8 protein-coding genes and 1 riboswitch are annotated in these 10,879 nt (G+C 66.5%); of the genes, 4 read left to right on the top strand and 4 right to left on the bottom strand.

The window, feature by feature from the left end; all coding sequences use genetic code 11:
- Positions 1 to 48: 48 nt before the first annotated feature.
- The 3 genes from ACYCAX_RS26400 to ACYCAX_RS26390 all read right to left on the bottom strand — a co-directional run bounded on the left by ACYCAX_RS26400 (position 49) and on the right by ACYCAX_RS26390 (position 3,168).
- Entirely contained in the window at positions 49 to 642 is a 594-nt protein-coding gene (locus ACYCAX_RS26400; RefSeq protein WP_015479184.1) for a helix-turn-helix domain-containing protein, read from the bottom strand.
- A 161-nt stretch (positions 643 to 803) separates the two neighbouring features.
- Positions 804 to 2,753 carry an oxidoreductase gene (locus tag ACYCAX_RS26395; protein WP_460249201.1) on the bottom strand — a complete coding sequence of 650 codons (1,950 nt, stop codon included), beginning with the start codon at positions 2,751 to 2,753 and terminating at the stop codon, positions 804 to 806.
- 64 nt (positions 2,754 to 2,817) lie between these two features.
- Positions 2,818 to 3,168, bottom strand: coding sequence for an AraC family ligand binding domain-containing protein (locus tag ACYCAX_RS26390; RefSeq protein WP_015479182.1), 351 nt, complete (start codon positions 3,166 to 3,168; stop codon positions 2,818 to 2,820).
- 334 nt (positions 3,169 to 3,502) lie between these two features.
- Between ACYCAX_RS26390 and ACYCAX_RS26385 the strand changes: the two genes are divergently transcribed.
- Together ACYCAX_RS26385 and ACYCAX_RS26380 are read left to right on the top strand one after the other, a co-directional pair.
- Positions 3,503 to 4,561, top strand: coding sequence for an ABC transporter substrate-binding protein (locus ACYCAX_RS26385; protein WP_294974229.1), 1,059 nt, complete (start codon positions 3,503 to 3,505; stop codon positions 4,559 to 4,561).
- Between the two features lie 56 nt (positions 4,562 to 4,617).
- Entirely contained in the window at positions 4,618 to 5,415 is a 798-nt protein-coding gene (locus ACYCAX_RS26380) for a class II aldolase/adducin family protein (RefSeq protein WP_460249200.1), read from the top strand.
- A gap of 280 nt (positions 5,416 to 5,695) precedes the next feature.
- Here the strand turns inward: ACYCAX_RS26380 and ACYCAX_RS26375 are convergent, their stop codons facing one another.
- Positions 5,696 to 7,144 carry a TolC family outer membrane protein gene (locus ACYCAX_RS26375; protein ID WP_294974235.1) on the bottom strand — a complete coding sequence of 483 codons (1,449 nt, stop codon included), beginning with the start codon at positions 7,142 to 7,144 and terminating at the stop codon, positions 5,696 to 5,698.
- A gap of 173 nt (positions 7,145 to 7,317) precedes the next feature.
- Positions 7,318 to 7,424, top strand: a riboswitch (TPP riboswitch).
- A 111-nt stretch (positions 7,425 to 7,535) separates the two neighbouring features.
- Between ACYCAX_RS26375 and thiC the strand changes: the two genes are divergently transcribed.
- A complete protein-coding gene (thiC, locus tag ACYCAX_RS26370; protein ID WP_460249199.1) occupies positions 7,536 to 9,416 on the top strand; it encodes a phosphomethylpyrimidine synthase ThiC in 1,881 nt (626 codons plus the stop codon).
- Between the two features lie 129 nt (positions 9,417 to 9,545).
- Positions 9,546 to 10,832 carry a putative hydroxymethylpyrimidine transporter CytX gene (gene cytX / locus ACYCAX_RS26365; protein WP_460249198.1) on the top strand — a complete coding sequence of 429 codons (1,287 nt, stop codon included), beginning with the start codon at positions 9,546 to 9,548 and terminating at the stop codon, positions 10,830 to 10,832.
- The last annotated feature ends 47 nt before the right edge of the window (positions 10,833 to 10,879 follow it).

Below are 10,879 nucleotides of genomic sequence, written 5' to 3'. Positions count from 1 at the left end.
GCGGCCGATACGGCGGGGTAGACATAGAATCTCCTACGAAGAGCCCCCTCAGAACGTCGGCGGTGTGATCACCCAGAGCACCACGGCATCCACATCCCCCGGGTTGCCATAGCGGTGCGGCTCCTGGCTGGAGTAGCTGAAGCTGTCGCCCTCGTTGATCAGGAAGTAGCGCTCGCCCACCCACAGCTCGAAGGTGCCGCTGAGCAGGTAGCCGGCTTCCTCGCCGTCGTGGCTGTAGCTCTGCTGGCTGTAGGTGCCCGGTGGGAAGCGCGAGTGGAGGATTTCCAACTGGCGGCTGGGCTGCGGGCTGAGTAGTTCGTCGACGATGCCGTCTTCGTAATGCACGCTGGTGCGGGCGTTGCGGCGGACCACGTAGCCGGCGTCGTCGGGGTCGACCTGCACTTCGCTGGCGAAGAACCACTGGATGGTCACGCCCAGGCTGCGGGCGATGTTGAACAGGGCGGGGATCGACGGGTACGCCAGGTTGCGTTCCAACTGGCTGATGTAGCCGGCGGTGAGGCTGCTCTGCTCGGCCAGTTCCGCCAGGGTCATGCCGCGCCGCTTGCGCAGGCCACGGATGCGGGTGCCGAGGAACTGCGCTTCGGCGTTGGCGGGGGCTTCCTGCGGGGCTTTCTGGCTCATGCGGTGGCGGTCCTGGCGATTGGCGTCGTGGGGCATTCTAAACAATGCGCCGGGGCTGTGGACCGATTGCTCTTCGTAGGAGCGTGCTTGCTCGCGAACGAATCTCCCGGCGACTTCGGCGCTGGGCGGTTCGCGAGCAAGCTCGCTCCTACAGAAAAGGCTCAGATCGCCCAGCCCGCCTTGAGCCCTTCGTAGATCGCTTCTTCCGCCGTGCGCGGCGCCAGGCAGTCGCCGATGCGGCGCACCTCGGCGAGGTCGGCGATCTCGTCGGCCAGTTCGTCCACCGGCTGATGGCCCTGGCAGAGCACCAGGGTGTCGATGTTTTCCACCAGCATCGGCTCGCCGCTGGCGGTGTGTTGCAGGTAGACGGTGCTGTCGTCGACACCGTACAGGCGGGCGTAGGTCGTGATGCCGATGCCCAGGCGGTGCAGCTCGCCGGCCATGTGGTCGCGCACGTAGAGCGGCAGGCTTTCTCCAGCGTGGGTGCCGTTCACCGCCAACTGTACCTGGTGGCCGTCGCGCACCAGGCGCTCGGCGATGCCGGGGGCGATCCAGTCGGCGCGCCAGTCGGTGACCAGCACCGAGCGGCCGATCTTCACTTCGCCGCGCAGCACCTGCCAGGCGTCCACCACCTGCAGGTTGCCGGCTTCCTCGTAGGGCGGGCGATAGGGCTTGGCACCGGTGGCGACGATCACCACGTCGGGACGCTCCCGCTCGACCAGTGCGCGGTCGACGCGGGTATTGCGGCGCACTTCGACGCCGGCCAGCTGCATTTCGCGCTGTAGGTTGGTGGAGGCGCCGCCGAACTCCGCGCGGCGCGGCAGCAGCTGGGCGAGGTTGACCTGGCCGCCGAGCTGGCCGCTGGCTTCGCAGAGGGTGACCTCATGGCCGCGCTGCGCCGCAACGGCGGCGGCCTTCATGCCGGCCGGCCCGCCGCCGACCACCAGCACGCGCTTGCGCTGGGCGGCCATCTTGCGTTCGGCGTAGATCAGCTCGCGGCCGGTTTCCGGGTGCTGGATGCAGGAGATCGGGTAGCCACGGTGGAAGTGGCCGATGCACGCCTGGTTGCAGGCGATGCAGGCGCGCACGTCTTCGACGTGGCCGCTTTCGGTCTTGCCCGGCATCTGCGGGTCGCAGATCAGCGCGCGGGTCATGCCGCAGACGTCGGCCTGGCCACGGGCGAGGATCAGCTCGGCTTCCTGCGGCTGGTTGATGCGCCCGGTGACGAACAGCGGAATCTCCAGGTTGCGCTTGAAGGTGCCGGCCTCGTTGGCCAGGTAGGCCGCTTCGATGGCCATCGGCGGGACGATGTGGATGGCGCCGCCCAGCGACGCCGAGGTGCCGGCGACGATGTGCACGTAGTCCAGTTCGTTCTGCAGGGATTTTACCGCTTGCAGCGATTCGTCCTCGGTGAGGCCTTCCGGATCGCGTTCATCGGCGGAGATGCGCAGGCCGATGATGAAGTCTTCATCGGTGGCGGCACGCACGGCGGCGATCACTTCGCGGGTGAAGCGCAGGCGCGCGTCGAGGTCGCCGTTGTAGGCGTCGCTGCGGCGGTTCACCCGAGGGTTGAGGAACTGCGCCGGCAGGTAGCCGTGGCTGGCGACCACTTCCACGCCGTCGATGCCGGCGGCGTGCAGGCGGCGCGCGGCGGCGGCGTAGCCTTCGATGATTTCGTCGATCATCGCCTGGCTCAGCTCGCGGGGCATCACCCGGAAGCGTTCGTTGGGCGAGGCGGAGGGCGCATACGCGACGGCCAGCAGGCCGTCGCTGGATTCCATGATCTCCCGCCCCGGGTGGAACACCTGGGACAGCACCACAGTGCCTTCGGCGTGGCAGGCCTCGGCGATGCGCCGATAGCCGGGGATGCAGGCGTCATCGGTGGCCATCAGTACGTGGGAGGTGTAGCGGGCGCTGTCGTGCACGCCGGCGACCTGCAGCACGATCAGGCCGACGCCGCCCCTGGCGCGGGCGGTGTGGTAGGCCACCAGTTGGTCGTTGACCAGGTTGTCGGTGGGCATCGAGGTGTCGTGCCCGGTGGACATGATGCGGTTCTTCAGCGCCTTGCCGCGGATGCGCAGCGGGCTGAACAGGTGGGGAAACTGGCTCATCGGGCAACTCCGGATTCTTGTTGTGTATTCAGCACTGAACATCGACGCGCAGCCGGTCGATCAACTAGGCGTTACGGGCCTGCCAGTCCACCGGATACAGGGCGTAGAACACCCGGGCCTGCTCGCCTTCGTAAGCCAGCGGGGTGCGTTCGGGGACCCAGATCACGTCGCCCGGCGCCGCGTCGATCACGCGGTCGGCCAGGCGCAGGCGGAAGTGGCCTTCGAGCACCACGATCAGCTCGTCGTAGAGCACCGTCCACTCGATGGAAACGCCATCGAAGCACGCCAGGCCCGCGCCCATCGTCTGGCTGTCGGTCGGGCCGATCAGGCGGCAGATGGCGGCGCGTTCGACCGGTTCGCCAGCGTAGGACTGGAACTGCAGGGCGGACTTTTGGAAGTGACGGACCTCGGACACGGGGTTTCTCCTGGAGTCGGTGAAAGGTCATCTAAGCTGTGTCTATGGAAATTTACCGTCAGTAAAAAATCAACTTGTTTTTTTAAAAGTGACTGGGTAGTTTCATTTCCAGCCCGGTCCTCCGGGCTCAACCGCGACGTGCTCCACAACAACTACAAGAGGAGAGGCGCATGAACCGTTCCGTACGGTCCCACCTCGCTTTGCGGGCTTGCCCGCAGGCCACCGGTCTACCTCTGCCCTGTCTCCCTTGCACCGTGGTTCCGGCGCGCCCGTCCAGCGAGCGCGCAGCTTCGTGCGCTGCGCCCGCGACCTCCTACGACATGGGGTATGCCCGATGACTTTCCGCAAGAACGCTTTCCGTACGAGCACGCTGCCGTCGCTGCTGCTCGCCCTCGGACTCTCCTGTGCCGCCGCCCAGGCCAGCGAGAACATGGTGGTGGTCGGCTACGGTGGCGCCGGCCAGAAGGCCCAGGATGCGGCCTTCTTCCAGCCGTTCAGCAAGCAATCCGGGGTCGGCGTGACGCAGAGCGAGTACAACGGCGAGATGGCCCGCATCAAGGTGATGGCCGACACCGGCCACGCCGACTGGGACGTGGTGCAGATCGAGGGCCCGGACCTGGCCCGTGGCTGCGACGAAGGCCTGTTCGTACCGCTCAACTGGCAGCAGATCGGTGGCAAGGACCAGTTGATCCCCAACGCCGCCAAGGACTGCGGCTCGGCGGCCCTGGTGTGGGGCGTGGCGATTGCCTACGACGCCGACAAGCTCAAGCCGGCGCCGACCTCCTGGGTCGATTTCTGGGACGTGAAGAAATTCCCCGGCAAGCGCGGCCTGCGCAAGCGCGCCATCTACAACCTGGAGTTCGCCCTGATGGCCGACGGTGTGAAGCCCGCCGACGTCTACAAGGAACTGGCCACCAAGGCCGGCGTCGATCGCGCCTTCGCCAAGCTCGACCAGATCAAGCCCTACGTGCAGTGGTGGGAAGCCGGCGCGCAACCGGCGCAGTGGCTGGCCGCGGGTGACGTGGTGATGACCACCACCTACACCGGGCGCATCGCCGATGCCTTCAGGAGCGGTCGCAACCTGCAACTGGTCTGGCCGGGCAGCCTGTACGGCATGGACTACTGGGCGATCATCAAGGGCTCGCAGCACGTCGATGCGGCCAAGCGCTTCATCGCCTTCGCCAACCAGCCCGATGCCCAGGTCGACTACGTGAAGCACATTGCCTATGGTCCGACCAACAAGCAGGCCGCCGAGCGCCTGCCGTCCGACCTGGCCGGCTGGGTGCCAACCTCCACACAGAACCTGCCCCAGGGGTTGGCGATGGATGATGAATTCTGGGTCGACCACGGTGAGGAGCTGGAGGAGCGCTTCAACGCCTGGGCCGCCCAATGATCCTGGCGCCGGGGCCTTCGCGCCCCGGCGTCCTTGTCTCTGAGGAGGAAAGCACTATGACGTCGCTGCAAGCGCAGGCGCCCAGCCGCGCCACCTGTCCGGCCGAGGAATGGAAGCTGCGCGAGGAGCTGGCGGCCTGCTACCGGCTGATTGCGCATTTCCGCATGAGCGATCTGATCTTCACTCACATCTCGGTGCGCATCCCCGGTCCCGAGCACCATTTCCTGATCAACCCGTACGGGCTGATGTTCGACGAAATCACCGCCTCCAGCCTGGTGAAGATCGACCTTTCCGGCCACGCGGTGGAGCCGTCGCCGTACAAGGTCAACCCGGCCGGCTTCGTCATCCACAGCGCCATTCATGGCGCCCGCGAGGACGCACAGTGCGTGCTGCACACCCATACCCGCGCCGGCTGCGCGGTGGCGGCTCAGGCCTGTGGATTGCTGCCGCTGAACCAGATGTCGATGGAGTTCTACGGCCGGCTTGGCTACCACGACTACGAAGGCATCGCCCTGTCGATGGACGAGCAGCAGCGCCTGGTCCGCGACCTGGGCGGTGAACACATCGGCCTGATGCTGCGCAACCACGGCTTGCTGACCGTGGGGCAGACCGTGCAGCAGGCGTTCCTGCGCATGTACTACCTGGAGAGGGCCTGCGACATCCAGTTGACGGCCCAGGCTGGCGGGGATCTGGTGATTCCGTCGGACGAGGTGTGCCGGCATACCGAGCAGCAGTTCAACGCCCCGGCACGGCCTCTGGGGGAGGGGGAGTTGAGCGACCCGGACGGTTACGACCTGGCCTGGGCGGCGTTGTTGCGCATGCTGGACCGGGTGTCGCCGGGGTATCGCGATTGAGTCAGGGTGAAGTTCCGGCGTTGAGCGATCGCGGATGGAGTCCGCTCCTACCCCCGCCTGGGCGTAGGAGCAACTGTCTTCTTCCGGGGTAACCCCAACCCGTGCTTTCCCTTCACCCCAGCCCTCGGCTGACGCCTTGATTGCTCCCTGCGCCGAACGGTCCCCTCTCCCGCTGGGAGAGGGTTAGGGGGAGGGCTGATCCGAGCCTGGAGCTGTCCGCGATTGGCTTCGCTTTACGCTGGACCCTCGCGCGTGCAGCACACCAGCTCTTTCATGGGGCTCAGTATTGGGAGCTGTTCTTCAGCTGAGCTTCGGCGGCCTTGGCCAGGTCCGGCGGCAGGAAGTCCTTGTCCGGGTTGTAGTCCGGCTTCAGGTAACCGCTCAGGGCCTGCAGGTCGCTCGGCGCCAGGGTGCCGGCGGTCTGCTTCAGGCGCAGGTTGTCGAGGATGTAGTCGTAGCGGGTGTTGTTGTAGTCGCGCACGGCGCTGTACAGCGAACGCTGGGCGTCCAGTACGTCGACGATGTTGCGGGTACCGACCTGGTAGCCGATCTCGGTGGCTTCCAGCGAGCTCTGGTTGGAGATGATCGCCTGGCGCCGCGCCTTGACCTGCTCCACGTCGGTGTTCACCGCGCGGTGCTGGTTGCGGGCGTCCTGCACCACCTGGCGGCGCTGGCTTTCGCGCAGTTGCTCGCTCTGGTTCAGGCGCTGGTAGGCCTCGCGGACCTGGGAACTGGTCAGGCCGCCGCTGTAGATCGGCACGTTCAACTGCAGGCCGATGCTGCTCTGGTCGACCCATTTGCCGTAGTGCGGATCACCGGGCGAGTTGGTGAAGCCCAGGGCGTCGTTGTCGCCTTTCTGGTATTGCGCCACGGCATCGACGGTCGGCAGGTGGCCGGCCTTGCGCTGGCGCAGGGTCTCTTCGGCGGCGTCGACCGCGTAGTTGCTGGCCTGCAACGCCAGGTTCTGCTGTACCGAGGTGTCTACCCAGGCCTTGGCGTCGTTGGGCATCGGAGCGACCACCGGCATGGAGTGCAGGATACCTTCGAGGGAGCTGTACTCGCGGTTGGTCAGGGTGACCAGGGCCTGGAAGGCGTCATCCACCTGTTGTTCGGCAACCAGGCGGTTGGCGCGGGCGGTGTCGTAGCTGGCCTGGGATTCGAGTACGTCGGTCTTGTCCGACAGGCCGACGTCGAAACGTTCGTTGGACTGGTCGAGCTGGCGCTTGAAGGCCGCTTCCTCGGCCTTGCTGGCGGCCAGGTTGTCCTGGGCCCGGAGCACGCCGAAATAGGTCACGGCGCTCTGCAGGATCAGCGCCTGTTGGGTCGAGGAAAATTCCAGCTGGGCCTGTTCGCTGATGTTCTCCGCTGCCTTGAGCTGGAACCAGCGGTCGGCACGGAACAGCGGCTGGCTCAGGGTTGCCTGAACCACCTGGTTGTTGCGGTTCAGCGTCGCATTGGGCTCGTCCAGCGAGGTGCGGGTGCTGCCCACGTTGGCGCCGGCGTTGATCTGCGGCAGCAACCCGGAACGCGCCTGCGGCACGGCTTCCTTGCGGGCCAGGTAGTCGGCCTGCGCGGCGGCGAGGTCGGCGTTGTTGTCGACGGCGTCTTTATAGACGCTGATCAGGTCCGTCTTGGTCGGCAGCGAGGAGGCCGCCGGAGCGGGCTGTGCGGCCCAGGCAAAGCCTGTCGAAGCGGCCACGGCGACAGCCAGGGAGAGTCTGCGCAGCATTCGTTCGTCCTAGAAATTGATGCGAGGTGGAGCAAGGCTACGGTTGCCGCCGATGGCGGTCAAGGCGCGTTCGTATGAGCCTTCCGAGGCAGGAGTGTAGCCTCCTGTAGGCAATTGCGCGGTTTTCGGTCAGACGGCATTGGCTAATCGTTGCACACTTGATTAGACTGCGGGCGTTCTTGTCGGGGTGCCCCATGCGAAGGGCTGAGATCGGATAGTTCCGGATCCCGTTGAACCTGATCGGGTTAAGACCCGCGTAGGGAACAAGAAGTCCGCATCCCCGGCGCCTTTCCGCCCCGGCCCCAGCCCTCCAAGGGATGCGTTTCTTCGCCGCTCGGTGCGGCTCCCAGGTCCAGGTTCTCCCCCGGCAATCAACCCCAGGAGAGCCAGGATGAGCACCCAGAAAAACAACGTCACCCGCCTTGAACAACTGGATCGCCAGTCGACCCAGCCCTTCCCGAATTCGAAGAAGGTCTACCTGACCGGCTCGCGCCCGGACATCCGCGTCCCCGTGCGGGAAATCTCCCTCGCCGATACCCCCACCGCCTTCGGTGGCGAGAAGAACGCCCCGGTGATGGTCTACGACACCTCCGGCCCCTACACCGACCCGGACGTGCGCATCGACCTGCGCAAGGGGCTGCCGGACGTGCGTTCGCGCTGGATCGACGAGCGTGGCGACACCGAAATCCTTCCCGGCCTGACCTCCGAGTTCGGCCAGTCGCGCCTGGCCGATGCCAGCCTCGACGCCCTGCGCTTCGCCCACGTGCGCACCCCGCGCCGCGCCAAGGCTGGCGGCAACGTCACGCAGATGCACTACGCGCGCCGGGGCATCATCACGCCGGAGATGGAATACATCGCCATCCGCGAGAACATGAAGCTGCAGGAAGCCCGCGCCGCCGGCCTGCTCGATGCGCAGCATCCGGGGCAGAGCTTCGGCGCCAGCATCCCGAAGGAAATCACCCCCGAGTTCGTCCGTGAGGAAGTGGCCCGTGGCCGCGCGATCATCCCGGCGAACATCAACCACACCGAACTGGAACCGATGATCATCGGCCGCAACTTCCTGGTGAAGATCAACGGCAACATCGGCAACAGCGCGCTGGGATCCTCCATCGAGGAAGAAGTGGAGAAGCTCACCTGGGGCATCCGCTGGGGCGCCGACACGGTGATGGACCTGTCCACCGGCAAGCACATCCACGAGACCCGCGAGTGGATCCTGCGCAACAGCCCGGTGCCGATCGGCACCGTGCCGATCTACCAGGCGCTGGAGAAGGTCAACGGCGTCGCCGAGGACCTGACCTGGGAAATCTTCCGCGACACCCTGATCGAACAGGCCGAGCAGGGCGTGGACTACTTCACCATCCACGCCGGCGTGCTGCTGCGCTACGTACCGCTGACCGCCAAGCGGGTCACCGGCATCGTCTCGCGTGGCGGCTCGATCATGGCCAAGTGGTGCCTGGCGCATCACAAGGAAAACTTCCTCTACACCCACTTCGAGGAAATCTGCCAGATCATGAAGGCCTACGACGTCAGCTTCTCGCTGGGCGATGGCCTGCGTCCGGGCTCGGTGGCCGACGCCAACGACGCCGCCCAGTTCGGCGAACTGGAGACCCTCGGCGAGCTGACCCGGATTGCCTGGAAACATGACGTCCAGGTGTTGATCGAAGGTCCCGGCCACGTGCCGATGCACCTGATCAAGGAGAACATGGACAAGCAGCTGGAGTGCTGCGACGAGGCGCCGTTCTATACCCTCGGCCCGCTGACCACCGATATCGCGCCGGGCTACGACCACATCACCTCCGGCATCGGCGCGGCGATGATCGGCTGGTTCGGCTGCGCCATGCTCTGCTACGTCACGCCCAAGGAGCACCTGGGCCTGCCGAACAAGGATGACGTGAAGACCGGGATCATCACCTACAAGATCGCCGCGCACGCCGCCGACCTCGCCAAGGGCCATCCGGGCGCGCAGATCCGCGACAACGCGCTGTCCAAGGCGCGCTTCGAGTTCCGCTGGGAAGACCAGTTCAACCTCGGCCTGGACCCGGACACCGCCCGCGCCTTCCACGACGAGACGCTGCCCAAGGACTCGGCCAAGGTCGCGCACTTCTGTTCCATGTGCGGGCCGAAGTTCTGCTCGATGAAGATCACCCAGGAAGTCCGCGACTACGCCAAGGAAAACGGCCTGACCGATGAGCAGAAGGCCATCGAGGCCGGCTTCCAGCAGCAGTCCGCGCGCTTCAAGGACGAGGGCTCGGTGATCTACAAGCAGGTCTGATCGCTACACCGTGGCACCCTGTAGGAGCGAGCTTGCTCGCGAATGAACCCCGCTGCGGGGCTGTTCGCGAGCAGGCTCGCTCCTACGAAGAACAAAAAGCTATTCCAACCTTCGAGCCTTGTACTCATCGTGACCACTACTGCCATCGACTATTCACCGACTTCCGCCGTGGGCAGCGCCCAGCGCGTGCTCGGCCTGCGCGACGTGTTTTCCCTGTGGTTCTCCCTCGGCATCGGCCTGATGGTGTTGCAGACCGGCGCGCTGCTGGCGCCGGGCCTGGGCCTGGCCGGCGCGCTGGGCGCGATCCTGCTCGGCACCCTGGTCGGCGTCCTGCTGCTGGCCGGCGCCGGAGTGATCGGCACCGATACCGGACTGTCCGCGATGGCCTCGCTCAAGCTCAGCCTGGGTAGCCACGGCGCGGCGTTGCCGGCCTTGCTCAACCTGCTGCAACTGGTGGGCTGGGGCGCCTTCGAGATCATCGTCATGCGTGACGCCGCCAGCCTGCTGGCGACCCGAGCCTTCGGCGAAGGCGGCGCCGGGACCCAGCCGGCGCTCTGGACCCTGGTGTTCGGCGCGCTGGCGACCCTGCTGGCGGTCAGCGGGCCGCTCGCCTTCGTGCGCCGCGTGCTGCGCCGCTGGGGCATCTGGCTGCTGATCGCCGCCTGTATCTGGCTGACCATCGACCTGTTCCAGCGCGCCGACCTGGCCTCGCTCTGGACCAAGGCCGGCGACGGCTCGCTGTCCTTCGCCGTGGGCTTCGATATTGCCATCGCCATGCCGCTGTCCTGGCTGCCGCTGATCGCCGACTACTCGCGCTTCGGCAAGCGCGCCGGACACACCTTCGGCGGCGCCGCGCTGGGCTTCTTCATCGGCTGCTTCTGGCTGATGGGCCTGGGCGTGGCCTACACCCTGGCGTTCGCCGAGGGCAGCGACGCCAATGCGCTGCTGCTGGCGCTGGCCGGCGCCGGCATGGGCATCCCGCTGCTGCTGATCCTGCTGGACGAGTCGGAGAAGGCCTTCGCCGACATCCACTCGGCGGCGGTGTCCAGCGGCATCCTGCTGCCGCTCAAGGTCGAGCACCTGGCCCTGGCCATCGGCGTGATCTGCACCCTGATCGCCTGGTTCGCGCCGCTGGCGCAGTACCAGAACTTCCTGCTGCTGATCGGCTCGGTGTTCGCCCCACTGTTCGGCGTGGTGCTGGTGGATCACTTCGTCCTCCGCCGCCGCGCGCCGGCCGCGATTCCCCACGGGCTGCGCTGGGGCTCGCTGCTGGCCTGGGGCGGCGGCGTGGCGGTCTATCACCTGCTGGCGAACTACCAGCCGGACCTGGGCGCGACCCTGCCGGCGCTGGTGGTGGCGGGTGTGCTGCAGTTGCTGCTGGGGCGGATCGGCGCCAAGGCGCTGGCTTCGGCGTAAGGCTGTTCGCGAGCAAGCTCGCTTGTATGGCGTAGGGTAGGAGCCTG

The sequence above is a fragment of the Pseudomonas sp. MT3 genome, from assembly GCF_054720805.1.
Note: the sequence above shows the minus strand (reverse complement) of the source record. Positions and strands in the feature narration are given on the sequence as shown.

Bases quoted from the DNA above. Each gene is read 5' to 3' on its own strand.
- ACYCAX_RS26400 (WP_015479184.1), bottom strand. From the start codon at position 642: ATGAGCCAGAAAGCCCCGCAGGAAGCCCCCGCCAACGCCGAAGCGCAG.
- ACYCAX_RS26395 (WP_460249201.1), bottom strand. From the start codon at position 2,753: ATGAGCCAGTTTCCCCACCTGTTCAGCCCGCTGCGCATCCGCGGCAAG.
- ACYCAX_RS26385 (WP_294974229.1), top strand. From the start codon at position 3,503: ATGACTTTCCGCAAGAACGCTTTCCGTACGAGCACGCTGCCGTCGCTG.
- ACYCAX_RS26380 (WP_460249200.1), top strand. From the start codon at position 4,618: ATGACGTCGCTGCAAGCGCAGGCGCCCAGCCGCGCCACCTGTCCGGCC.
- ACYCAX_RS26375 (WP_294974235.1), bottom strand. From the start codon at position 7,144: ATGCTGCGCAGACTCTCCCTGGCTGTCGCCGTGGCCGCTTCGACAGGC.
- thiC (WP_460249199.1), top strand. From the start codon at position 7,536: ATGAGCACCCAGAAAAACAACGTCACCCGCCTTGAACAACTGGATCGC.